This window comes from Vreelandella piezotolerans (genome assembly GCF_012427705.1).
Taxonomy (GTDB): Bacteria; Pseudomonadota; Gammaproteobacteria; order Pseudomonadales; family Halomonadaceae; genus Vreelandella; species Vreelandella piezotolerans.
On the sequence record NZ_CP048602.1, the window covers coordinates 308,380 to 331,181 of the forward strand.

Genomic DNA, 22,802 nt, shown 5'->3' on the forward strand with positions numbered 1-22,802 from the left:
TCGCCACCATAGATGCTTAGCTTTCGTGCACTTTCGATGTAGGTTTTAAGAGAACCTCTCGATGACTTGTGTAAGTTAATTATGGTTTTTTCCTCGATTTTATCTCTTCACAGAGGCGTATAGTGGCTTTAATCGCAGCGATGGGCAGATCCAGAGAGTCTACTTGTTGCCCACTCAATCCCTGAGAGATGCGCTTTTGGCGCTCCTCTACTATTTGGGCTAGCGCTTTATTATGAGGGGCATCAATAAAGGGGTGAAATTTAGGGCAGGCATAGCAGCTGAAGATGCCACTGCCGCATAGTTGAGCACAATTGCCCACTTGATCATCGCGATTCAAGTTGATTTTTGCTTGCCCGACTATCGGTTCACCAAGTAATCTCTTTTCCTTAAGATCGAGAACAGGCTCCCAAGCCTCCACCATGATGCCATCACAGGCTGCCTGATCTTCGTAGGTATGAGATGTGTAAACCTTGACTGTATCCGTTGTTACGTGTCCCAGAACAGAAGCAATTAATTCATCGCTAGCTCCAGCTTCAGCAAGACGTGTCGCAACTGTGCGCCTAAACCTGTATAAAGAGATTGGTAATATATCTCCAGCAAGCCTGTCCGTCGTAACGGGACATTTCTGAATGCTGCTGATTATATGGCTATGAATATGAACATCGAAGGTTCTGGGGGTCTTAGTGAGGCGATGCTCAAAAGCTTCGATACTTCCGGCAGCAAGCAAGCTTCGCCCTATAAATAGTGGCAATTTTTTGGAAAGTTGAGGGGGAATCGTTTGGCCCCAAGCTTGAGCTACTTTGTTTTGGCCTTCGGCAATCACTTGCTTAAGAAGTGCATACAGATCGGGGGGGAGCTCTAGCTTGCGATTCGCAGCTCGATAGTTGCGGCTACCTTTGGCAGTGGGTATAGCTAATTCATAAATATGTTCAGTTCGATCTTCAATGACATCGCAGGCTCTCATTGCCCCAATCTCCACTGGGCGACAACCAAACTCGACCTGGATTAGAAAAATTGCATAGACCTGTAAAGATAATGTCCCATCAGCGTAGGCAGCGTGAATCCAGCGAAGTAAAGACACTTCCTCTATTTGAGAAAATGGTCCCCGCACGGGGCATTGTTCACGAACAATTTGACCAGTGTTATTTCTTGAGCTTGTTTTGATCTGATGTACGTGGTTCCCCAACTCTCTCTCCAGGCCTGGATAACCACCATCAGACCAAGCAATCAAGGCAGACCGGCATTGTTGTAAGTAATTCATCCGGGTAGGTGTCGAAATCTGTCGAGTCGAAAGGTTAGTGCGCCACAGCTCAAAGGACTTGATCGTTATTTCATCGGTGCAGTAGTGAAGCAATGACAAGATACGATCAAATAGATCTCTAGCATAACGCTCTGAGACCTCTTCAACCAATTCAGACATGGTTTTTCGAAAGGAGTCTAGAACCATAGGGGAAACTCGGTCGGTCAGCCCATTCATATCTAAAGCAGACCAAGGCAATTTTAATGTGCGTCCAATACGCCACTCGTTACTTTCATACACATAAGTTTCACCTGAACGCGCTGTCTTAAGCGTTTGCTTAAGTGTTGTTACTGGAGATTCAGATTGATTAAGTGTTATTGCCGCTGTCTGTTTTTTTGGCATTGTCGTGGCGCTTCTGATTTATTTCACGTAAAGTTTTCTTGGCGAGTTTTTGATTATGTACTTGGGTGTAATCGTCTTGTGATTTCGGGTTTTTGTGACCCAGCAGGTATTGAACAATCGCTGTTTGATCTGCGTTGGGAATACCCTGTTTTGTCAAATCGTCTTTGACCTTCAACGTGAAGCCATGACGAAATTGATGCCGTGTTAATCCTGAAAAAGTGTCAGGGCGTGTGCTGATTACTAGCCCCATCTCTTGCATCACCGCTTTGGATGAGATCGGCCTGCCTTTTCCATTACTTGCATGCGTCACAAAAAGTAATGGATGGCTTTGTGCTTCGGAAATCTTACTTCGCACTTCAATCACGTATTGGTGGATGAGGCGGGCGAGTTCATCCCCGATAGGTATGACTCTTGGCTCAGTCTTGGCTACCAACTGTTTCGAACGTGGATCTCTTGGGTCATGGTGTCTTCGAATCACATGAACGTTATTTTCTATGCCATATTCGATATCTTCCAGCCAAAGCCCTAAAACTTCACCGGATCGTAAACCTGCTTCGTACTGCAGGCGCATTATAATGTAATGCCTCAGTTGTCGAGCTGAATTTCTAAATGGGTTATCAACTGAGCCTGGTTTTGAGACACTTAGGTAGCTTTCGAAGACTGATTTTTTTGGAGTTCGGTATGCACCGCTGTTTTGCAAATAGCTTCGGGTGCGAGGGGTCATTTGCCGTAAACCATCAACCATACGATCAATGTAAGGCTTCATGGTTACAAAGTCGGGGCGCTTCCGCATAACGGTTTCGGCCAGGAACTTTAGGTATTGAGCGACATAGCCCAACCGAATAGCGCGATGATTAGAACTGACCGTCAATACTTGCGGTGTTTTATAACGATTTAGGCTCGCCACATTGATGAGACTGCTCGCTTTAATTTTATTTACTTGAACAACCCAACTTTCAAACGCTTCGCTGTCGAGCTTGCAGTGATCTCTGAGCGAGTATAAATCTTCCTGCTCCAGCAGATGCCCATCGTAGAATTCATCTGCGAGCACTCTCCCATTGAAAATTTCCCAACGCCGCAAATGCTTCAAAGCTGACAACACTTTTTCCAGGGTGCTCGCCTGACTCTTAGGCCTCATAACAACAGTTATAAACAGTGATATGTAAAAATCAGGCATGCCTTTACCATCGACTAGCAATGGATACCTTTCTCCTGAGTCAAAGACTAGAACCTTTGTCAGCAAATTAACCAAGCGGAACCTCCTTATCTGTACTTTTATAGTATCTTGCCATTCTAAATAAAGATACTACGTAAAAGGCACATTAAGGAGTTATTTTTTTGTTAAAAAAATTGCTAATTACTCTATTTGGATCAATAGCTTATGAAAAATTTGAGGCATCTTTATTGTGGGGCTTCTAAGAAGTCCAGCCAGCCCTCCACTTCGACACGGCCGCGGTCGTCGGCGTTGATCTCCTCGATATGGGTGAACCCATAGTCGGCAGCGTAGGTTAGAATGTCATCGATCCGGTCCATCGGCTGCGTGTCTGCTTGGGCGCTACCCGCTGCGGCGGTAAGTAGAAGAGCAGAGGTCGGGATCAGCAGCATTTTTTTCATCGCGTTCATGTCAAATTCCTTCTTTGCTTGGTGAATGCATTGCTGGATGATGCCTAACGAGGTCAGTCAGCGAATGCGACAGGGTAGTTGTATCATCGGGGTTCTTTCCTAAACCTGACAAAGCCGTTCATCTGGCGTTCATGTTGCCTTTGGCATTCTAGCGACATGAAAATGACCCCTCTTTTTTCGCTTAAGCAGTCCCCTATGCGGCGGCTCCCGTTGAAGGGGAGTGCGGCGCTGGTGCTGGTACTCTTGTTGATGAGTAGCGCGACCGGGGACCAGCACTGGAAAGACCTGCATAGCGAAGTGCAGCGAGGCGACGTGGTGCCGCTTGAGACCATTCTCGACTGGCTCGACGCCCATTACATGGGGGACGTGTTGGAGATCGAGGTCGAGCGCGATGATGGGCTGGTCGAGTATGAAATCAAGCTGCTAGGACCCCAAGGCCAAGTCGTGGAGTTCGAGTTCGATGGCCAAAGTGGCCAGCTCATGCAAATCGAGGGTGTGCGCATTCGCGAGATGCAGCGTTAAGTCGTTTTTCCATTAAGGGTGTGTTGATGAAGTGTTTACTGGTAGAGGATGACCAGGCGCTTGCCCGTGAGCTGAGCCAAGCGCTGCAGGATGGCGATTGGATCGTCGAGCGGGCTGAGAACGGCCAGGAAGCGGACTTTTTGGTGCGAACAGAGGCGTACGATACGGTCATTTTGGATATTGGCTTGCCCGATGGCGACGGTACCCGCTGGCTCTCTTCCTGGCGTGAAGACGGTATCGATCTTCCCGTACTGATTTTGACTGCACGAGAACGCTGGGCCGACAAAGCCGCTGGCTTCACCGCCGGTGCCGACGATTATGTCACCAAGCCTTTCGAGCCTGCTGAAGTGCTCTTTCGCCTGCGGGCGCTGGTGCGCCGCACTCACGGTCACGCGCACCCGGTCCTCAAGGTCGGCGAGCTCTGCTTGGATACGCATACCCAGCACGTCACGTTGGTGGGCAGACCGGTGAGCTTGACCGCCCAGGAAACCCGCCTATTGAGTTATTTGATGCACGCCGCTCCCCGAGTCGTTAGCCGCAGTGAGCTCTCAGAGCATGTCTACGACCGCGATCACGAGCCCGATTCCAACGTGATCGACGTGCAGGTGAGTCGTCTGCGTCGCAAGCTGGGCGCATGGCGCATTGCGACGCTGCGTGGCCAAGGCTATCGCTTACTGGCTGACGAACCGAGCGACACATGAGCGCTGGTGTCGTTTCTTGGAGTCAGCGCTGGGCCGGGCGGTCGATCAACTTACGCCTGCTGCTGGCGGTGCTATTGATGGTGCTACTGGCGCTGCCCATCGCTGGATGGCTACTGGCGCATCACTACCGCACCGCGGCCGTCGGCGCCTTCGACGAGCGGCTGGAAGCGACGCTCAACGTGGTGATCGCCGGGGTGACCTACGATCCTTTGAGCGAGCAGCTTAGCTACGAGCGCGCGCTAGGGGACCCTCGCTTCGACCACGTGTACTCCGGCTGGTACTGGCAAATTACCGATGAGGCGAACCACACGGTCACGTCACGGTCGTTATGGGATCAGCGCTTACCGGTGCTGGAAAGCGAGCGATTGACTGCCCGCACTCTGTCGGGCCCACGTGGTCAGCAACTGCGCGTGGTAGAGCGAGATATCTACCTGGGCGCGCTGGAAGCGCCGCTACACGTGAGCGTTGCCGCGCGAGACGATGACTTGCGCGAAGACATCAAGGCCTTCCAGCAGGTGTTATGGCTAGGACTGTTGGGCCTTGGGGTGATGCTGTTGGGCGTGTTGGCGCTGCAGGTGCGGTGGGGGCTCGCGCCCCTGCGGCGTATGAATGCCAACCTGCGCGACGTAGAGCAGGGGCGAGCAGAGCAACTGGATACCCGGCTGCCCGAGGAGTTAGCGACCCTCGCTGCTTCCATGAATGCGGTGCTGGCCCGCGATCAGCGGCTCATCGAGCGCGGCCGCCACACGGCGGGCAATTTGGCCCATGCTCTCAAAACGCCGATCAGCGTCATGCGGCTACTGGCCAAACAGCTCCCTAGCGAGAGCCGCAATGCTTGGGAGGCCGAGCTGGCGCGTATCGATAGCGCCGTGCGTCACCATCTGGCGCGGGCCTCTGCCGCCGGTGAGGGCGTACGCTTTGTTCCTGTGGCGCTACACGAGACGCTCTCGCCGCTCATCACTGGGCTCGCCCGGCTAGCGCAGCGCCGCCATATTACGTTGCGCCAAACCGTCGATAGCGGCGTGGAGGTGCATATGGATAGTCAAGATTTACAAGAGATGGCGGGTAACGTGCTCGACAATGCGCTGCGCTGGGCCAATAGCGATGTGCACATTCGTCTGCAGGCCGACCACAAGACGCTACGGTTGGTGGTGAGCGACGATGGTCCTGGCATGACGGCCCAGGAGTGCCAAGCGGCGGTGCGGCGCGGCAAGCGGCTGGACGAGCAGCGCTCGGGCAGCGGGTTGGGCTTGGCCATCGTGACGGACCTCGTCACGCTTTATCATGGCCAGATGCGCCTACAGCGCGCAGCGTCTGGCGGTTTAGAGGTGGTCATTGAACTGCCTGTGGTCGCTGTTTGAACCAACCCGTCAAGCAGCGATGCAACACACAGCACAGAGGGTGTGAAATGACGCGAATCGCTACGACGTTACCCGACGTTCTGGTTGGGCCTTTGCTGAGGCGGCTGTCGCCGTCCCGGCTTGTTTTATGGCTGGTAGCGACCCGGCCGCTCACCATGCAGCTCGTGTTGAATGCCGGGCAAGACGCCCAGCAGACCTACGCACTCGATAATGCCCATCAATGCGTAGCGATTGGGCGGCATGCCTATATTCATGCGATTGACCTAAGGCTGCCCGTCGCGCTACCCACTGATACCCGTATCGCCTACGATCTCCAGGTGAAAAGCCAGGAAGGGCAGTGGCGGCCTCTGCCGGAATGGGCGCCGTGGCTATGCCACGATGGCTACGACTCTCCGGGCTTTGTGTTGGCCTCTCGCCACCACCGCTTGATGCACGGCTCTTGCCGTAAACCCCACCACGACAGCGCCGACGGCTTAGTAAGGGCCGATAGCTGGCTGGCCGAGCGTCAGGAGACGCCCTCCGAGTGGCCCGCATGGCTGCTGATGACCGGTGATCAGGTGTACGTCGACGACGTGGCGGGCCCTATGCTGCGCGCCGTACATGCGTTGATTGCCCGATTGGAGTTGGTCGATGAGTGGCTGGAAGGTGCGACCGTCGAGGATAGCCAGGCACTCTACAATGCCCCGGAGAGCTACTACCATCGAGAAGCACTGCTGCCGGATGTCACCAGTAATGCTGCCTTGCGTGAGCGCTTTTTTGGGGGCGTGAAAAAACCTGTCTTTACATCGGCCAACGCCCAGAATCATCTCATGACCCTGGCCGAGATGCTCGCCATGTACTGCCTGGTATGGTCGCCGACACCGTGGCAAGTGATCGCCTATGAGCCACCGGCGCTAGGCGAAAAAGAGGCCGCGGCTTATCGCGAAGAGCAGGCCATCATCGAAGCGTTCGTAGAGGGGCTGCCCCAGTGCGCTCGGTTAATGGCCCACGTGCCCAGCCTGATGATTTTCGATGATCATGATGTCACCGATGACTGGAACCTGACCGCCGACTGGGAGCGCTGCGCCTATGGGCATCCGTTCTCCAAGCGCATTATTGGTAACGCGCTGGTGGCGTATTTGCTTTGCCAGGGGTGGGGGAATGCGCCCGATAAACTCAATCCGTTGCTTCACCAAGCGGTCACGCTGTTCGACGATGTCGGCCCGCTGAAGCCTGACCACCAGGACGTGTTTATCGAGCGGTTGCTGCGCTTTCAGGGCTGGGAGTTTCAGGTGCCGGGCACGCCCACGCTCATCGTACTGGATACCCGCACGCGGCGCTGGCGCAGCGAGCGCAGCCCCAACCGCCCGTCTGGCTTGATGGATTGGGAAGCGCTGATGGAGATGCAGCAGGCGCTGCTGGGCACCCAAAGCGCGGTCATCGTTTCGCCTGCGCCGATGTTTGGCGTCAAACTGATCGAAGGCATTCAAAAGCTCTTTACCCTGGCGGGCAAGCCGTTGGTGGTCGATGCCGAGAACTGGATGGCGCACCGCGGCGCGGCTAACGTGCTGCTGCATATCTGGCGGCACTCCAAAACGCCCGGTAACTACGTGATTCTCTCGGGAGATGTGCACTACTCCTTTGCCTACGACATCGTCGTGCGCCGTCAGAAGCGCGCTCCCCAGCTATGGCAGATCACCTCCAGCGGAGTGAAAAATACCTTTCCCAAGCAGCTGCTGAATACCTTTGACCGCTTGAACCGCTGGCTCTACGCACCGCTGTCGCCGCTGAACTGGTTCACCAAGCGGCGTAAGCTTAGCATCTACCCCCGCGACCCTGACCAAGCCAGCGCCGGAGAGCGACTGTGGAACGCCAGTGGCATTGGTTTGGTGAGCCTGGATGAGCAGGGCAAGCCAACGGACATTCGCCAGCTCGATGCCAGCGGTGGCGAGGCAGTGTTTCCACCGCCGGCGATCCCTACCGACACGTAAAGAACCGCTGGTTGTCATACAAATGTCATCACAATGACGCACCCTTGCTGCCCTAGTACCTTCCTCATGGAGCGTTACGAATCATAGGGATAGTCGACGTTTGATAGGGCAGCAGGCATATGACCGCACAAGAAGCGCAGTGGCTAAATCACATTATTGCGGCAGAAGAGCTGCACGTGCTGTTCCAACCGATCGTGGACGCCAATCAGCAGGCTATTTACGGCTATGAAGCGCTGATTCGCGGGCCAAAAACGTCTCCGCTTCACTCTCCGCTGCGGTTATTCGATGTGGCGACCCAGGCGGGATTGCTGGTCGAGCTGGACCTGCTTTGCCGGCGTCTTGCCATACGCCGCTTTGCCGAGCTCGACCTGCCGGGACTGCTGTTTCTCAATGTCATGCCGCTGACCATTGTGGAGCGGGATTTTCGTGAAGGGCTGACGCTCAGTTTTATCCAAGAGAGCGGCTTGCCACCCGAGCGGGTGGTCATCGAGCTGACCGAGCATGTGCCGATTCACGACTACGATCTGATGCGCCAAGCGGTAGATCACTACCGCGACATGGGGTTTCAGGTGGCATTGGACGATTTGGGGGCTGGTCACTCGAGTCTTCGCCACTGGTCGGAGCTACGGCCCGATTTCGTCAAGCTTGACCGTCATTTTATTTCTGGGATCGATCAGGAACCCGCCAAGCGAGAGTTTCTGCGCTCGATTTTGGATGTCGCCCGCAGCCTCGATTGCCTGCTCATTGCCGAGGGGGTCGAAACGGCGGCCGAGCATCTCTGCCTATGGGAACTCGATCGCGGGCTGGCACTGCTGCAAGGGTTCTATTTTGCTCGACCGAGCCCTCAGCCACCCATGCAGCTTAATACGCTATTGCCCGCCACCACCCAGCTCAAAGGCCCGGCGGGACGCACGGCGCACTCCATCTTGCGCCCCATCGAGAGCGTCCCGGCAAGTTGTTTAGTGCCCGCGCTGGCTGAACGCTTTCGCGAAGACCCTAAGCTGCGCTGCGTGGCGGTGGTGGAAGAGAGGGTCCCTGTGGCAGTGGTCCGCCGCAACGCTTTTTTGACGCTGTTTGCCAATCAGTACGGCCACGCGCTGTATGCTAAACGTCGCGTGTTAGATATCGCCGACCCTAAAATGATCGTCGCGGACGCAGAGCTCTCTTTAGAGGCCCTGAGTCAACAGCTCACCGACAGCCGCGATATCGAACAGGAAGATTTCGTCATCGTCGGCGGTGACGGTCACTACCTGGGCATGGGCAATATCGTCGATCTGCTGCGGGAGATTACCGCGATTCAAGTGCGTCAAGCGCGCCATGCCAACCCTCTTACCGGGCTGCCCGGCAATATTTTGATCAACGAAACCCTGGCGGCGTATTTATCCGAAGAGCGTGGGTTCGCGGCGGCATACGTCGACCTGGACAACTTCAAAGCGTTCAACGATGCCTATGGCTATGCTCGCGGTGACCACGTGATCATTTCGCTCTCACGGCTGCTCCAGGCTCAAGTGGAGAGCGCGGGGGGCTTTATTGGGCATATCGGTGGCGACGATTTCATGATGCTGCTGCCGTTAGAGCACTGGCAAAACGTCTGCGAGCAAATTCTCCACTCTTTCGAAGTGCTGGCGCCCGGGTTTTACGAGGAGAGTGATCGGCTGCAGGGGGGGATTTCCATTGAAAGCCGACAAGGGGGCGTGACGTTCTTTCCCTTTGTCAGCGTCTCGATTGCGGTCAAGCCAATTACGGACCCAGCGCCCTGCAAAGCGCTGGATATCGCCGCGCAGCTATCAGAGCTAAAGCATCAGGCCAAAAAAATCGTGGGCAACAGTCTGTTCGTCGAGCGACGGGGCTGCTGCACCGGAGAAGTCCAGTAGGTCGTCATGTCGTCGTCATCCAAGCGTCACGGGAGTGTCCCGCTGCTGTCATATTGGCCCGCCACTATGGCATGAACACTTCATAACTCGCTTAGGTGATGCCATGCACATGCACTCTTTCTCTTTCTCTCGTACGCTGTTGAGCGCCGCTGTCGTAGGCGCTTTTTCACTGGCAGCGGTGTCTGCCTCGGCTGACCTCTCTTCACGCTACACGGACAGCGACGGTGACATGATCGCCGACGTGCCCAGCGACGAGTCGCAGTGGGTCGATCCCGATACGCTGGTCTTTGCTTATACGCCGGTGGAAGATCCCGCCGTTTATGCCGATGTATGGGCCGATTTTCTGGACCATCTGAGCGACGCTACCGGTAAAAACGTCCAGTTCTTCCCCGTGCAGTCCAACGCTGCCCAGCAGGAAGCCCTGCGCGCAGGACGCTTGCACGTGGCGGGCTTCAACACGGGCGGTGTGCCGGTGGCGGTCAACTGCGGTGGCTTCCGCCCCTTTGCCATGATGGCGGCAGAAGACGGTAGCTTCGGCTACGAGATGGAAATCATCACCTACCCCGATAGCGGCATCGAGACGGTGGAAGACTTGGCCGGTCGTCAGCTGGCGTTTACCTCTGAAACGTCCAACTCCGGTTTCCGCGCCCCCTCCGCGCTGCTGCGCTCCGAGTACGGCCTGGAAGCGGATGAAGACTTCGAAACCGCCTTTTCGGGCTCTCACGACAACTCCATCCTAGGCGTCGTGAACAAAGATTACGACGCGGCCGCCATTGCCAACTCCGTCGCCAAACGCATGCTGTCGCGCGACGTGGTGAGCGAAGATGATTACAACGTCATCTACACCTCTGAAACCTTCCCCACGACGGCCTACGGTCTGGCGCACAACCTGAACCCTGAACTTGCCGAGCAGATTCAGGATGCATTCTTTAGCTACGACTGGGAAGGGACACCGCTGGAAGCCGAGTTTGCCAACTCCGGTGAAGCACAGTTCATTCCGATCACCTACCAAGAGAACTGGTCCGTGATCCGTACCATCGCCGATGCCAACGGCGTGACGTACGACTGCGATTGATCGATCCGTCATTCCGTGCGTTTTCTCGGCCAGGAGGGCGACCTTCTGGCCGAGCCGCTATGTAGCTAATGACATAAGCCCTTATTCATATAAGCACTTGAGTATCAGACACTGAGGCACTTCCCATGTTGACACTCACCGGCGTTGGCAAACGCTACCCAACTGGCGATCGCGCGCTGACCGATATTCAGCTGTCGCTGCCCAAAGGGCAGGTCATGGCGCTGATTGGCCCATCTGGCGCAGGAAAGAGCACTCTGATTCGCTGCGTGAACCGACTAGTAGAACCCTCGCAAGGCAGCATTCGATTAGACGATGTGGAGCTGACGACACTCTCGGGTAGCCGTCTGCGCCACGCTCGCCGCGCCATGGGGATGATCTTCCAGGAGTATGCGCTGGTGGACCGCCTGAGCGTGATGGAAAACGTCCTGTCGGGCCAATTGGGGTATGTGGGGTTCTGGCGTAGTTTCTTGCGCCGCTATCCCCAGGAGGCCGTGGCAGAAGCGTTTCGACTGCTGGAGCGCGTTGGCTTGCCCCACGCGATCGATAAACGCGCCGATGCCCTCTCCGGCGGCCAGCGCCAGCGGGTGGGCATCGCCCGGGCGCTGTTGCAAAGCCCCAAACTGCTGTTGGTGGATGAGCCCACGGCCAGTCTAGACCCGAAAACTTCCCGCCAAATCATGCGTTTGATTCGTGAATTGTGCGCCGAGCGCGAGCTGGCCGCTATCATCAACATTCATGACGTAGCGTTGGCCCAGCAGTTTGCCGACCGTATCGTTGGGCTGCGTGCCGGGCAGATCGTCTTCGACGGCAAGCCGAGCGAGCTGACCAGCGAGATGCTGACCACCATTTACGGTGAAGAGGAGTGGGACACCACACCAGAGCCTGCCGATGACGACGAAGAAGAGCACCAGAAGGTGACATCGCGTACCGCGCCGTCACCCTCGGCCAGCGCGCCTCAAACACCGCAACAGGGCCGCTTGGCGAGTGGAGGCGTTCAATGAGCACGATAGACACGCGAGCCCGCCAGCAGGCGGCCCGGCAGGGCCAATGGCGGCGGCTGCCGCTGATCGAGAGCCGCCGCCTGCGTTGGGCGTTGGTGCTGGGGGGAGTGGTCTACCTTGTACTGGCGCTCGCTTCGGTGGAAGTGAATTGGGCGCGGGTGGCGGAAGGGGCCGGGCGCGCGTTGAACTTCCTCGGCGCGTTTTTGCAGCCCGATTTCGTCAGCCGTCAAAGCGACATTCTGGCGGGCCTGCTGGAAAGCCTCACCATGACGCTGACCTCGACGGTGATCGGCGTTCTACTCGCCATTCCCGTCGGCTTAGGCGCGGCAAAAAATATTGCGCCGTTACCTGTGTATGCGGTGTGTCGGGCAATTATCGCGGTCTCGCGCACCTTTCAGGAGGTCATCATTGCCATCCTGTTCGTGGTGATGTTCGGCTTTGGTCCTTTTGCAGGCATGCTCACCTTGGCCTTTGCCACCATCGGCTTCATGGCCAAGCTGCTGGCGGAAGATATCGAAGACCTCGACTGGAAACAGGTAGAAGCCGTGCGCACCACCGGTGCCAGCTGGTGGCAAACCATGAACCACGCCGTACAGCCCCAGGTGATGCCGCGCTTGATCGGGCTCTCGATGTACCGGCTGGATATCAACTTCCGCGAGTCGTCGGTGATCGGCATCGTCGGGGCCGGGGGGATTGGCGCGACACTTAATACGTCGCTTAGCCGCTACGAGTACGGCACCTCGGCCGCCATCCTGCTGATCATCATCGCCATCGTACTCATGAGCGAATATGCCTCCAGCCATGTGCGTCGTTGGACGCAGTAGCATGGCGTTAGGCGTGTGGACTATCCCTTTATCCAATCTGAAAGGCAAGAGGAATCCTCCATGCCGGTAACCACTTCTTCTCAAGGCATGCCGCAGTGGCAGCGGCGCACCAGCCGCGCCCAGTGGCTGCAGTACGTCGCTTGGCTGGCGGGCATTAGCCTGTTCTTACTCTGTTGGAAAGTGATCTCCGATAACACCATGTGGGTGTTCGTAGAGGACGCGGGCCGCCAGGGCAGCGACTTGATCAGTCGTATGGTGCCGCCGCGCTGGGAGTATGCCAGCCAGCTCTGGCAGCCCATGTGGGACACGATCAACATCGCTACCTTGGGCACTGCGCTGGGGATCATGATGGCATTTCCCGTCGCGTTTTTGGCCGCCCGCAATACCACGCCGCATCCTCTCGTACGCAGCGTGGCGCTGACGATCATCGTCTCTTCGCGCTCGATCAACTCGCTGATTTGGGCCATGCTGCTGGTCACCATTCTAGGCCCCGGCGTACTGGCGGGCATCATCGCGATTGCCCTGCGGTCGATTGGCTTTGTGGGCAAGCTGCTCTATGAGGCCATCGAGGAGATTCATCCCACGCCGGTGGAAGCCATCAGTGCCACCGGCGCGAGTCGCTTGCAGGTCATGAGTTATGGCGTACTGCCGCAAATCATGCCCGCCTTTGCAGGCATCAGCGTGTATCGCTGGGACATCAATATCCGCGAATCGACGGTGCTGGGGCTGGTGGGCGCAGGTGGCATAGGCCTGCAGCTGAACGCCTCGATCAACAGTTTGGCGTGGAATCAGGTCAGCGTGATTTTCGTGCTCATCTTTGCCACGGTACTGGTGTCGGAATGGGTCTCGGCTCGCGTACGTCACGCCATCATTTAACCCGTACCCGTTAGGAGAATCGCCATGCGCTTTCCCCATTCCGAGATCACGACGATCGATCTGATGCGCCACGGTGAACCCCAAGGTGGGCGAATGCTACGGGGCAGTACCGACCACCCTCTCAGCGAAACAGGCTGGCAGCAGGTGACCGATGCCGTCATGCGTCACACGATGGAGGGTCGGCCGCCCTATGATGCCATTGTGAGCTCGCCGTTGGCCCGTTGCCGCGAATTTGCGCTCTGGTTAGGGGAGGAGTTCGACCTACCGGTACAGGTGGATGAGGATTTGGCCGAGCTGCACCTGGGCGAGTGGGAAGGTAAAACGTACGCCGAGGTGTACGCCCAAGAGGGCACGGAGCAGATGAACGCTTTCTGGTTCGACCCCGCCCGCGCCGCACCGCCTGGCGGAGAAACCTACGCCGAGCTGGATGCTCGGGTCAGCGAAGCGTGGCGGCGGCTGTTGGCGAATCCGCCCGGCCACCATGTGCTCGTGGTAGCCCATCTGTTCGTCTGCAATGCCCTGTTCCGTCAAGTGTTAGAGCAGCCGCTCAGCAACGGTCTAGTGATGGATCTGCCCTATGCCGCCATGAGCCGCCTACGTCACGAACGCCATGCTATGGGTGAGAGCACGTTTATCGAGTGGGTCGGCCGGTAAGCGCGCGTGAAGCAGTAGCGGGTCAACGGCGCTTAGGCCATGATAAGAGCAACACGTTTTTTTGGAGCGTTGCCATGCCGTTGACTCGCTGTTCATCTCTTTGTGCGCTGCTCATGCTGCTGCTCTTGGCAGGGTGTGCCAGTCACGACGTGGCCATGGCCCCCGCGCCCAGCTCGCCAGCGGGTATGTCGATGGAGCGCGCGTTGATACTCTCCCATGCCCAGCAGGCGATCGGCACGCCTTATCGCTTGGGTGGCAACTCCCCCGACGGTTTGGACTGCTCCGGCCTCGTCGAGATGACCTACCGCGCCGCAGGTATTCGCGTGCCACGCACCGCCGACGGCCAGTTTCGTGCGCTTCCCCAAGTCGACGCTCCCCGCCCTGGCGACCTGCTCTTTTTCGGCGATGGCAATAAAGCCACCCATGTGGGCATCTACGGCGGTAACCGCCAGATGATTCACGCTCCCGGTAGCGGCCGCGCCGTGGTAAGCGTACCGCTGGATATCGACTATTGGCAGCAACGCTTTTTAGGCGCGGCATCGGTGGCGCCCTAAGACGTGAGACAAGCCTGACTTAGGTTAATAACCTTTCGTGAGCACACGATACACTCGCCGTATTTTGCTGGCCGACCCCTTGTCCCTCTGCCGCAAAACGCGGCCAGCTTGATGAATAATGCTCATCAAGCCCAACGGGTGACCGGCGAGGTCGCGGTGCAGGCATGCCAAGACATGCAGCAGATTCATCAGGCCAACGAACTGGTCACATCGATCGTGGCTGCTATCGACAACAACGTGGCACGCATCAGCGAAGGTGAATCACTCGTGTCCACGACGAGCACCACGCTTGCCAATATTGCTGACCGTGTGCAGCAAGTGGCTACGTTGGTCGATGAGATTGCCACGGCGAGCCAAGAGCAGTCTTCCGGGGTCGAGCAAATTAGCCATGCGATGGCTCAGCTAGAGGACGTCACGCAACAGAATGCGTCATTGGTAGAGCAGGTGGCCACGGCCAGTCGTTCGCTGGATGAGCAGGCCGACGAGATGTCGGCACTTGTGAGCCGGTTTCAAGTGACAGAGCCCGTTATGAGCGATCATCGCCAGCTTGCTTATAATCGATAGCGCGACGATGCGCGTACCAGAGGGCCTCCTACTTCCTGGTACGCGCTAGGCAATGGATGCAGACGCGACACGAGGGCAATAAAAGCGCGTTGATTCAGCGCTGTTGAATCTAAAACACGGGGCAAAAGACGGTGTTAATATGAGCAAAAGACCTTAAATCAACAACGCTTATAAAAGGAGAGCAGAGACGCATGAGCCCGCCCTTGAATGACATAAAGGAGCAGTCTTTGCCTCAGCCAAACCCTCGCCCAGCGTCCATCTCTGCCGACGCTGTGGCGATCTCGATCTTCGATTCCCATACATCTCTGACACCCGCCGAGTCGGCCTTTCGCTACGCCAACGAAGCCATCATCATTACCAATGCCGACAACGCCGTCGTCGATGTCAACCCTGCTTTCAGTGAGCTGACGGGGTTGGCGTTGAGCGAGGTAGAAGGAAAAACCCCCGAGGCGTTTAGCATTCTGCCCTTGGATGACAGCCGTACGACGCGTTTGATGCGTGAAGAGCTGCAGCTTCGCGATCGTAGCAAAGGGCAGATTCGCTATCGTAGCCATGACGGCCAGTTTTATCCGGGCATGATGTCGATCAATCGTGTTCGCGATGAGCGGGGGCAGGTGAATCATCACGTGATCGTACTGGCGGACTTATCCGCCATTCCCTCACACGCGCGCCATCTGAATCGTGAAGTCTATTTTGACGCCTTGACCGGCCTGCCCAACTTACAGCTATTGACCCAACTGATTCAGGAGTCGATTCAGCATGCCGAGCAGCGTCAGCTATCGCTGGCCGTGTGCGCGCTGGACATCGACCATTTTCAGCGCATCAATGACCGTTTGGGCCCTCACATAGGAGATGCGCTGCTGGCAGCCTTTGCACAGCGTATCAGCCACCTGCTTTTTGGGGATGACGTGCTGGCCCGAATTGGTGGGGACGAGTTCGTTTTGCTACTGCATCACGGTGTCGAGGAAGCCTTTTTCGAGAAGCTACTCGCCTCATTGCGTCAGCCGCTGCTGATCGAAGGGCAGACGATTTATCTCACCGCCAGCTTGGGCATTACTCGCTACCCTGACGATCACGTCCAGGGCGATGTGTTGCTGCGCCACGCCAATCAGGCGATGTACCGGGCCAAGCAGCGCGGGCGGGATACCTACCACTTTTTCGACTCTCAGCAGGACCGTCGATTGCAGGTGCGTCACGAGCAGCGTCAGCGTTTCATGGATGCGATTCACCATGACGAACTTCGCCTGTTCTATCAACCGCAGGTCGATATGCGCAGCGGCCGCGTGGTAGGTGTCGAGGCGCTTATCCGCTGGCAGCATCCCGAGCTTGGGCTTCTCTCCCCCGGTGACTTTTTACCGATCATCGATGGTACGCCTTTAGAGGTGGACTTGGGGGAGTGGGTGCTGGAGCGCGCGCTGCGTCAGCTCACGCTGTGGCAGAGCGAAGGGATGGCGCTGCCGGTTAACGTCAACATTAGTCCTTCGCATCTGTTGGTGAATACGTTTAGCCAGCGTCTAGCGGAGCTGTTGGCACGTTACCCCAACGTGTCACCGTCGCTGCTCAAGCTCGAAGTGCTCGAAAGTGCGGCGATGCACGACGTGAAGGCGGCACTGAAAAACATGGCGCGCTGTCAGGCATTGGGCGTCGGGTTTGCCATCGATGACTTTGGCACGGGGTTCTCGTCGCTGACGCATCTACGCCAGCTCCCCGTCAATCTGATCAAGATCGACCAGAGTTTCGTGCGTGACATGCTCATCGATCAAGATGATATGGCGATCGTGGAAAGCGTGATTTACATGGCCAATCGGTTTCAGCGGCCCATGCTGGCAGAAGGCGTTGAAACGTTAGACCATGCCAGGGCGCTCATATCGCTGGGTTGCGAGCTAGCTCAAGGCTATGGCATTGCGCGCCCCATGCCACCGGAGGCGATGGCTGAGTGGCTGTCCCACTGGCCCACACGGCAAGATTGGAGAGGGCTGGCAACCTTGCAATGAGGCATCAAGCCGCTAGGCGGCCTGCTCGGGTGGCTGAGGTTCGTCATTGACGGCGACGTCGTCTGGCTCCTCGGAGCGGGCTTGGTTCATTTCGCTCTGCTCACGCGCGGCTTCTAACTTGGCTTCTAGTAGATATTGCCGGGCTTGAGCCGCCACTTGCAGATCTTTCGGTGAAGGGTCAGCAGGGGCGAGCGCTGCTGCAATCACGGTTTGCATCTTCTCTACCGTGGCTTGGGGGTCGCCCGGTACGGGGCCATAATCGATCGATACCTCACCGGCGACGGCGTAGCGTTTACCGTCCGGACCCACTTCGTACTCATAGGTCGCGCCGCCGGTGTAGGGAGCGCCGACGGTTTGGTGGGCCATTTCGTGCTGGCGTACTTCGCGATCGGTTTGCTTGAGCTGTTCGAGCTGCTGAATCTCCTCCGGTGCCAGCGGCGTGCCATCGGGCCGGGTGGGGCCGGTAGGGGTGTCGCTTGCACGGCTCTCTTCACGTTGGCTCACATCGTCCGAGGATTGAGCGCTCTGCGAACGTTCGGCACCAGCGTCACGCTCGATACCACTGCGCGTGACACGTGCCGCAGGCAGCGTCGAGGACGTCAAGCCTGCAGATGAGGCGTGATAGGCGTTGATCGAGGAAAGATCCATGAGCGATTACCGATATTTGCGGCCAATTCAGTTAGTATAGAGTATCCGTGAGCCAGCCGAATTGCGCAACGTTATGCACTCGATCGATGTCATTCTTCATCTAAGTGTCACCGACTGTTTGGCTTACTATGAAGGCCGCTACGACAACGTGCGGGCGCGCAGTGTGGATGGCCGTTGGGTGGTGTTTCCTGCTCATGCCTTACAGCGGGTAGTAGGACAAGAGGGGGTGCATGGTGTGTTTCGGATACTGTTTACCGATCAAGGCCGCTTTCACCATATTGTTCCAATCAACCGCAGTTGAGCCTGCTTTATGCACCAGCATGACGCCACGATGACGCTTTACGAATTGATGTACGCAGTGATTCCCAACTTAAACACTGCTGAGCGTTTAGTGTGCAACACCCTAGATAGTTTGATTAACGCGTCAGAGAACCCGCTCGATATCGTTAAACGTACCGAGCAGCGTCAAGCGTTTAATTTAGAAGTTCACCGCGTTCGTATGAATATCGAGCATCTCCTCTCGCGTTATCGCAACGATGTGGACGAAGTGTTACGTACGCAAGGAGGTGTTAAAGGACCACGGATTCAGCCAGATGCCTTAGAGGCCGATGCCATTCAAAGCGCGATCGATATGTATCAACATGTACGTGCGTTTCAACGTGGAGAGCGTCGTCACCCGGTGCCGCGTCGATAGATCTACCTGGCATTAATATTGCCTGTATAATGGGCACGCGTATCAGGATTACCCGCTTGATCGTCTGCAGCTTGCCTACCCGGCGATGGCTGCTTACCCACTAGGAGATTACCCATGTCTGCCTTACCGGTCACACTGATGGTGGCTCGGCGCGTTGCGAAGGGCCGCTACCAAGATTTCAATCGTTGGCTCAACGAAGGGCGCGAGTTGGCGGCGGACTTTCCTGGCTACCTTGGCTCAGGCGTCCTAGCCCCTCCTCAAGAAGACGATGAGTTTCAGATTATCTTTCGTTTCGAAAACCAAGCCTCGCTGGCCGCTTGGGAGCACTCGGCATCGCGTCATGCGTGGCTAGTGCGTGGCAAAGGGCTATATGATGCACCCCACGAGCACCGCGCGACGGGACTGGACACGTGGTTCAACGTAGGGCCGGGTGTTACGCCGCCCCGCTGGAAGCAAGCCGTGGCCGTATGGCTGGCTTTTTTCCCAATTTCACTGCTGTTTCAGTGGCTCTTTGGCGGCGTACTGGCCGATTGGGCGTTAGTGCCCCGTGTTCTCGTCAGCACGTTAATGCTAACGCCAGTCATGGTGTTCGTATTCATTCCACTCTCGACGCGTTTATTGGCCCCTTGGTTACAGGGTAAATGGTCACCACTGGATCTTTTGGCCCGTTTGAAACAGCAATATAGGGCATAGGTCGCGATCATCGCACTAAGATGCGCTTTTAATATTAAATTATCAATAAAACAAAGGTTTATCATATCTTGCCAACAAGAGGCGAAAAGAGATTTTCGCCTCTTGTTGCATTTGCACAGTGGCTTCGGCTTTCTCCATGAGGTTCGACGCCGTAATAGTGCTAAGCTGAGATGGCTTGCAGTCAATGGATAACTGACATTCACTCATAGTGAGTGTACCAAGTCGCTTTATGGAGCCGTTATGATCCGCGTTCACCATCTTGAAAAGTCTCGCTCGCATCGCATTTTATGGCTTTTGGAGTCATTAAATCTCGATTATGAGTTAGAAGTGTATCAACGGGATAGTAAGACGCAGCAGGCGCCGGAGGCGTTAAAAAAAGTGCATCCTCTGGGAAAGTCGCCGGTCCTTACCGATGGCGAGTTAACGATTGCCGAGTCGGGAGCCATCATCGATTACGTGGTGAACCGTTACGATGACGGCCAGCGTCAGCCGACCGCCGATGCGGGCGAGGAGTGGGTCAACTATCGTTATTGGCTACACTACGCGGAAGGCTCGTTAATGCCGTTATTGGTCATGGGGCTGGTGTTCAGTCAAGTGCCCAAACAGTCACCTTGGTTCGTCAAGCCACTGGCCAAAGGTATTAGCGATACGGTGCGTAAGCGTTTCATTCAGCCTCAGCTAACGCAGCATATGGACATGATTGAGCAGCATCTTAAGACCCGAGGCCATTTTGCAGGCGAGTGGCCCAGTGGGGCCGATATTCAAATGAGTTTTCCGCTGCAGGCGTTAAAAGCGACGCAGTCGCTGTCCGCTTATCCCTCTATCGCGGCGTTCGTGGATCGAGTAGAGAGCGATCCTGCATGGAAGCGCGTGGTGGAGCGTGCGGGACCGTTAACCATGCCGGGTGAGTAACGCCTACTATGCGGCACAAGGGAGTGTTCGCGGTGAGCCGGATGCCAAGCAACCGCTCTGCCAAGCGCTTGATGGGCGCTACCTTCGGGTCTATGGCACTGCTTGTGTGTCTAGGGTGGAGCATTGCGGCGCAGGCAGATAGTCCGTTGCGAGTCGGGGTTTACCATAATCCGCCTAAACTATTTGTGGGTGAGCAGGGCCAACTGCGTGGCGTGTTGGGTGAGCTGTTGGACGCTATGGCCCAGCAGGAGCAATGGCAGCTCGAGAGCCACCTGTGTGATTTTCAGCAATGTTTGACGCTGCTGGAGCAGGGCGAGATCGATCTATTGCCCGACGTGGCCTGGAGCGAAGAGCGAGCAGGGCGTTTTGCGTTTCACCATGAGCCCGTCATGCATAGTTGGTCCCAGCTCTATCAGGCCAATAATCCTCGTGTGGAAGCCATCCTCGATTTAGAGCAGCAGCGCGTCGCCGTGGTGGATGGATCGATCCAGCAGAGCTACCTGGCTGCTGTGACCGAGCGCTTCGGCATTAACGTCATCTGGATGCCGGTGGATAGCTTTGCTGCGGGATTTCAAGCCGTGGCCAACGGCGAGGCGGACTTGGTGGCTTCCAACCACCTTTTTGGCGACTGGCGGGCGAGAGATTATGGTCTGCGCGAAACGCCGATCATTTTCCAGCCTGCTCGGCTATTTTATGCCGCATCGCCCTCCTTTGCCGTTGATAGGTTAGAGCGCATCGATGCCACGTTGCTCGCTTGGAAAGACGATATGAACTCGGTGTATTACGACATCCTGAGTGCTTGGCGCTCGGGCAGTCGAGTCGATACGCTGGTTCCAACGTGGCTTTGGTGGGTCTTGGGTGGGTTACTCATCGTACTCGTGGCCGCAGTGGTGGCGACGTTAACGCTCAAACGACGTGTGACGATCAATCGCGCCAAGCTTTCCACCAACGAACACCTATTGGCGACGATACTCGACAGCGTCGATGCCTACATCTATATCAAAACGCCGTCGCTCGAATATCGTTACGTCAACCGGCAAATCAGTGAGCTGTTCCAACGCTCTCCCCAAGAGATACTCGGTAAGCGTGATGATGCTTTTTTCGATTCTGGCAGCGCGGCTGAAATGGCCGAAAACGATCGACAAGTGCTGTCGTCGGGCAAAAAAATAACGGTCGAAGAGCATAACGTCCTCCAGGGTGAAGAGCGGGTGCGCACCTTCTTATCGATCAAGATGCCTTTGGAGATGTCTCCCGGCGAAGCGCCGTGCCTGTGCGGGATCTCCACCGAGCTGACCGAGTACTTGGAGATGCAGTCGCGCACCCATCACCTAGCGTTTTACGATGCGCTGACGGGGCTCCCCAATCGGCGTTTGTTGATCGAGTCGCTGGCAAAGGCCACCGACCCGGAAGAGGAGGGTGGCGGTTACAGCGCCGTGCTGATCGTAGACCTGGATAACTTCCGTCTGGTCAATGACATCCAAGGCCACGAAAGTGGCGATCAGCTGCTGGTCAATGTGGCGCAGCATCTCAAACAGCGCTTGAGTGACGATGCGACGCTGGCACGTTTTAGTAGCGATGAGTTCGTCGTGCAGGTCAACGGGCTGGGGGAGCGGCAAAGTGAGGCCGCTGCCCACGCCGAGCGACTGGCCCGCCAGCTGCTGGAAACGGTGTCGCAGCTGCGCAACGACCGTTCCCTGCCGATTAGCGCCAGTATTGGTATTACGCTCTTCGACGGCGCAGGACAGGGCGTCAATAGCGTGTTGCAGCAGGCCGACATGGCACTGCAGCAGGCCAAGGCCGCAGGGGGGAATACGCTACGCTTCTTCAATGTCGACATGCAGACCAGCGTGCTGGAGCGGGCAAGTCTCGAAGGTGATTTGCACCAAGCCCTGTCGCGTAACGAGCTGGCGCTGCATTATCAAGTGCAGGTCGACCATCAAGGCGCCACTATCGGTGTAGAGGCGCTGTTGCGCTGGTACCATCCGCAGCGGGGTTGGGTATCGCCAGGTACGTTTATTCCGTTGGCGGAAGAGAACGGGTTGATCGTGCCCATCGGCTATTGGGTGCTGCAGTGCGCCTGTGAGCAACTGGCCAAGTGGTCGCATCAGCCTGCCTATGCAGGATTGACCATTTCGGTGAACGTCAGCTCGGTGCAGTTCCAGCAACCTGAATTCGTGCGTAACCTCGAAGGGTTGCTGGCACAAACCCAAGCACCGCCGGGTCGGCTGGTATTAGAAGTGACCGAAAGCCTATTGATGCGGGAGCCCACGCGCGTGCGCAATACCATGCTCAAACTGCGCGCGCAGGGCATTCGTTTTGCATTGGACGATTTTGGCACTGGCTATTCTTCGTTGAGTTATCTAAAGCGCCTGCCCTTGGACGAGCTGAAGATCGACCAATCCTTCATTCGCGAACTACTCACCGACAAGACCGATGCCGCCATCGTGGACACTACCATCCTATTGGCGGTCAGCCTTGGACTGACGGTGGTCGCAGAAGGCGTCGAGAAAAAAGAGCAGTTAGACTGGCTAAAAGGACACGGCTGCTATCGCTATCAGGGCTACCTGTTTGGTCGCCCTACGCCCATCGAGTACCTGTTCGAGAGCTATTGAGACACACC

Annotated in this window: 22 protein-coding genes; 18 read left to right on the forward strand and 4 right to left on the reverse strand. The window is 56.6% G+C overall.

The annotated features are described in order from the left end of the window. Positions 1–79: 79 nt before the first annotated feature. The 3 genes from GYM47_RS01460 to GYM47_RS01470 all read right to left on the reverse strand — a co-directional run bounded on the left by GYM47_RS01460 (position 80) and on the right by GYM47_RS01470 (position 3,265). Positions 80–1,642: a site-specific integrase gene (locus tag GYM47_RS01460; RefSeq protein ID WP_153843188.1), complete on the reverse strand. Its 1,563-nt coding sequence runs from the start codon at positions 1,640–1,642 to the stop codon at positions 80–82. Then, positions 1,608–2,894 (reverse strand): tyrosine-type recombinase/integrase, encoded by a 1,287-nt coding sequence (locus tag GYM47_RS01465; RefSeq protein WP_153843187.1) that lies wholly within the window; start codon positions 2,892–2,894, stop codon positions 1,608–1,610. The genes GYM47_RS01460 and GYM47_RS01465 overlap by 35 nt, the downstream gene beginning before the upstream one ends. Before the next feature lie 149 nt (positions 2,895–3,043). Further along, a complete protein-coding gene (locus GYM47_RS01470; RefSeq protein WP_231125602.1) occupies positions 3,044–3,265 on the reverse strand; it encodes a hypothetical protein in 222 nt (73 codons plus the stop codon). Between the two features lie 195 nt (positions 3,266–3,460). On the opposite strand from GYM47_RS01470, the gene GYM47_RS01475 reads away from it, so the two are divergent. From GYM47_RS01475 to GYM47_RS01535, 13 genes are all read left to right on the forward strand, one after another. Continuing rightward, a complete protein-coding gene (locus tag GYM47_RS01475; protein ID WP_231125601.1) occupies positions 3,461–3,787 on the forward strand; it encodes a PepSY domain-containing protein in 327 nt (108 codons plus the stop codon). 26 nt (positions 3,788–3,813) lie between these two features. Further along, positions 3,814–4,488 carry a winged helix-turn-helix domain-containing protein gene (locus GYM47_RS01480; protein ID WP_139527927.1) on the forward strand — a complete coding sequence of 225 codons (675 nt, stop codon included), beginning with the start codon at positions 3,814–3,816 and terminating at the stop codon, positions 4,486–4,488. Beyond that, positions 4,485–5,849 (forward strand): sensor histidine kinase, encoded by a 1,365-nt coding sequence (locus GYM47_RS01485; protein WP_153843185.1) that lies wholly within the window; start codon positions 4,485–4,487, stop codon positions 5,847–5,849. Before GYM47_RS01480 ends, GYM47_RS01485 begins: the two co-directional genes overlap by 4 nt. Before the next feature lie 47 nt (positions 5,850–5,896). Beyond that, positions 5,897–7,819 (forward strand): alkaline phosphatase D family protein, encoded by a 1,923-nt coding sequence (locus GYM47_RS01490; protein ID WP_153843184.1) that lies wholly within the window; start codon positions 5,897–5,899, stop codon positions 7,817–7,819. Positions 7,820–7,938: 119 nt separating this feature from the next. Then, positions 7,939–9,693: a bifunctional diguanylate cyclase/phosphodiesterase gene (locus GYM47_RS01495; RefSeq protein ID WP_153843183.1), complete on the forward strand. Its 1,755-nt coding sequence runs from the start codon at positions 7,939–7,941 to the stop codon at positions 9,691–9,693. Between the two features lie 109 nt (positions 9,694–9,802). Then, positions 9,803–10,768 (forward strand): phosphate/phosphite/phosphonate ABC transporter substrate-binding protein, encoded by a 966-nt coding sequence (gene phnD, locus GYM47_RS01500; protein WP_153843283.1) that lies wholly within the window; start codon positions 9,803–9,805, stop codon positions 10,766–10,768. Between the two features lie 125 nt (positions 10,769–10,893). Next, entirely contained in the window at positions 10,894–11,769 is an 876-nt protein-coding gene (phnC, locus tag GYM47_RS01505) for a phosphonate ABC transporter ATP-binding protein (RefSeq protein ID WP_231125600.1), read from the forward strand. Then, positions 11,766–12,593 (forward strand): phosphonate ABC transporter, permease protein PhnE, encoded by an 828-nt coding sequence (gene phnE, locus GYM47_RS01510; protein WP_153843182.1) that lies wholly within the window; start codon positions 11,766–11,768, stop codon positions 12,591–12,593. The genes phnC and phnE (GYM47_RS01510) overlap by 4 nt, the downstream gene beginning before the upstream one ends. Positions 12,594–12,653: 60 nt before the next feature. Beyond that, a complete protein-coding gene (gene phnE / locus GYM47_RS01515) occupies positions 12,654–13,469 on the forward strand; it encodes a phosphonate ABC transporter, permease protein PhnE (protein ID WP_153843181.1) in 816 nt (271 codons plus the stop codon). A gap of 24 nt (positions 13,470–13,493) precedes the next feature. After that, a complete protein-coding gene (locus tag GYM47_RS01520) occupies positions 13,494–14,123 on the forward strand; it encodes a histidine phosphatase family protein (RefSeq protein ID WP_153843180.1) in 630 nt (209 codons plus the stop codon). A 74-nt stretch (positions 14,124–14,197) separates the two neighbouring features. Beyond that, positions 14,198–14,677 (forward strand): C40 family peptidase, encoded by a 480-nt coding sequence (locus GYM47_RS01525; protein ID WP_153843179.1) that lies wholly within the window; start codon positions 14,198–14,200, stop codon positions 14,675–14,677. A 111-nt stretch (positions 14,678–14,788) separates the two neighbouring features. Further along, on the forward strand, positions 14,789–15,241 hold the full coding sequence (locus tag GYM47_RS01530; RefSeq protein WP_231125599.1) for a methyl-accepting chemotaxis protein: 453 nt from the start codon (positions 14,789–14,791) through the stop codon (positions 15,239–15,241). Between the two features lie 191 nt (positions 15,242–15,432). Then, positions 15,433–17,235: a putative bifunctional diguanylate cyclase/phosphodiesterase gene (locus GYM47_RS01535; protein WP_153843178.1), complete on the forward strand. Its 1,803-nt coding sequence runs from the start codon at positions 15,433–15,435 to the stop codon at positions 17,233–17,235. A 12-nt stretch (positions 17,236–17,247) separates the two neighbouring features. Here GYM47_RS01535 and GYM47_RS01540 read toward each other — a convergent pair whose 3' ends face one another. After that, entirely contained in the window at positions 17,248–17,883 is a 636-nt protein-coding gene (locus GYM47_RS01540; RefSeq protein WP_153843177.1) for a putative metalloprotease CJM1_0395 family protein, read from the reverse strand. 73 nt (positions 17,884–17,956) lie between these two features. On the opposite strand from GYM47_RS01540, the gene GYM47_RS01545 reads away from it, so the two are divergent. The 5 genes from GYM47_RS01545 (at position 17,957) to GYM47_RS01565 (ending at position 22,794) form a co-directional block, all read left to right on the forward strand. After that, the gene (locus tag GYM47_RS01545; protein ID WP_139527937.1) at positions 17,957–18,184 is read left to right on the forward strand and encodes a DUF2835 family protein; all 228 of its coding nucleotides are present in this window, start codon (positions 17,957–17,959) and stop codon (positions 18,182–18,184) included. A gap of 9 nt (positions 18,185–18,193) precedes the next feature. Beyond that, the gene (locus tag GYM47_RS01550; RefSeq protein WP_153843176.1) at positions 18,194–18,577 is read left to right on the forward strand and encodes a hypothetical protein; all 384 of its coding nucleotides are present in this window, start codon (positions 18,194–18,196) and stop codon (positions 18,575–18,577) included. 114 nt (positions 18,578–18,691) lie between these two features. Next, positions 18,692–19,270 carry an antibiotic biosynthesis monooxygenase gene (locus GYM47_RS01555; protein WP_153843175.1) on the forward strand — a complete coding sequence of 193 codons (579 nt, stop codon included), beginning with the start codon at positions 18,692–18,694 and terminating at the stop codon, positions 19,268–19,270. Positions 19,271–19,510: 240 nt separating this feature from the next. Then, positions 19,511–20,182 (forward strand): glutathione S-transferase, encoded by a 672-nt coding sequence (locus tag GYM47_RS01560; RefSeq protein WP_153843174.1) that lies wholly within the window; start codon positions 19,511–19,513, stop codon positions 20,180–20,182. A gap of 41 nt (positions 20,183–20,223) precedes the next feature. Beyond that, positions 20,224–22,794 carry an EAL domain-containing protein gene (locus GYM47_RS01565; RefSeq protein ID WP_422822488.1) on the forward strand — a complete coding sequence of 857 codons (2,571 nt, stop codon included), beginning with the start codon at positions 20,224–20,226 and terminating at the stop codon, positions 22,792–22,794. The last annotated feature ends 8 nt before the right edge of the window (positions 22,795–22,802 follow it).

Coding starts and splice junctions, on each gene's coding strand:
- GYM47_RS01460 (WP_153843188.1), bottom strand. CDS start 1,642: ATGCCAAAAAAACAGACAGCGGCAATAACACTTAATCAATCTGAATCT.
- GYM47_RS01470 (WP_231125602.1), bottom strand. CDS start 3,265: ATGAACGCGATGAAAAAAATGCTGCTGATCCCGACCTCTGCTCTTCTA.
- GYM47_RS01475 (WP_231125601.1), top strand. CDS start 3,461: ATGCGGCGGCTCCCGTTGAAGGGGAGTGCGGCGCTGGTGCTGGTACTC.
- GYM47_RS01480 (WP_139527927.1), top strand. CDS start 3,814: ATGAAGTGTTTACTGGTAGAGGATGACCAGGCGCTTGCCCGTGAGCTG.
- GYM47_RS01485 (WP_153843185.1), top strand. CDS start 4,485: ATGAGCGCTGGTGTCGTTTCTTGGAGTCAGCGCTGGGCCGGGCGGTCG.
- GYM47_RS01490 (WP_153843184.1), top strand. CDS start 5,897: ATGACGCGAATCGCTACGACGTTACCCGACGTTCTGGTTGGGCCTTTG.
- GYM47_RS01495 (WP_153843183.1), top strand. CDS start 7,939: ATGACCGCACAAGAAGCGCAGTGGCTAAATCACATTATTGCGGCAGAA.
- phnD (WP_153843283.1), top strand. CDS start 9,803: ATGCACTCTTTCTCTTTCTCTCGTACGCTGTTGAGCGCCGCTGTCGTA.
- phnC (WP_231125600.1), top strand. CDS start 10,894: ATGTTGACACTCACCGGCGTTGGCAAACGCTACCCAACTGGCGATCGC.
- phnE (WP_153843182.1), top strand. CDS start 11,766: ATGAGCACGATAGACACGCGAGCCCGCCAGCAGGCGGCCCGGCAGGGC.
- phnE (WP_153843181.1), top strand. CDS start 12,654: ATGCCGGTAACCACTTCTTCTCAAGGCATGCCGCAGTGGCAGCGGCGC.
- GYM47_RS01520 (WP_153843180.1), top strand. CDS start 13,494: ATGCGCTTTCCCCATTCCGAGATCACGACGATCGATCTGATGCGCCAC.
- GYM47_RS01525 (WP_153843179.1), top strand. CDS start 14,198: ATGCCGTTGACTCGCTGTTCATCTCTTTGTGCGCTGCTCATGCTGCTG.
- GYM47_RS01530 (WP_231125599.1), top strand. CDS start 14,789: ATGAATAATGCTCATCAAGCCCAACGGGTGACCGGCGAGGTCGCGGTG.
- GYM47_RS01535 (WP_153843178.1), top strand. CDS start 15,433: ATGAGCCCGCCCTTGAATGACATAAAGGAGCAGTCTTTGCCTCAGCCA.
- GYM47_RS01540 (WP_153843177.1), bottom strand. CDS start 17,883: ATGGATCTTTCCTCGATCAACGCCTATCACGCCTCATCTGCAGGCTTG.
- GYM47_RS01545 (WP_139527937.1), top strand. CDS start 17,957: ATGCACTCGATCGATGTCATTCTTCATCTAAGTGTCACCGACTGTTTG.
- GYM47_RS01550 (WP_153843176.1), top strand. CDS start 18,194: ATGCACCAGCATGACGCCACGATGACGCTTTACGAATTGATGTACGCA.
- GYM47_RS01555 (WP_153843175.1), top strand. CDS start 18,692: ATGTCTGCCTTACCGGTCACACTGATGGTGGCTCGGCGCGTTGCGAAG.
- GYM47_RS01560 (WP_153843174.1), top strand. CDS start 19,511: ATGATCCGCGTTCACCATCTTGAAAAGTCTCGCTCGCATCGCATTTTA.
- GYM47_RS01565 (WP_422822488.1), top strand. CDS start 20,224: ATGCCAAGCAACCGCTCTGCCAAGCGCTTGATGGGCGCTACCTTCGGG.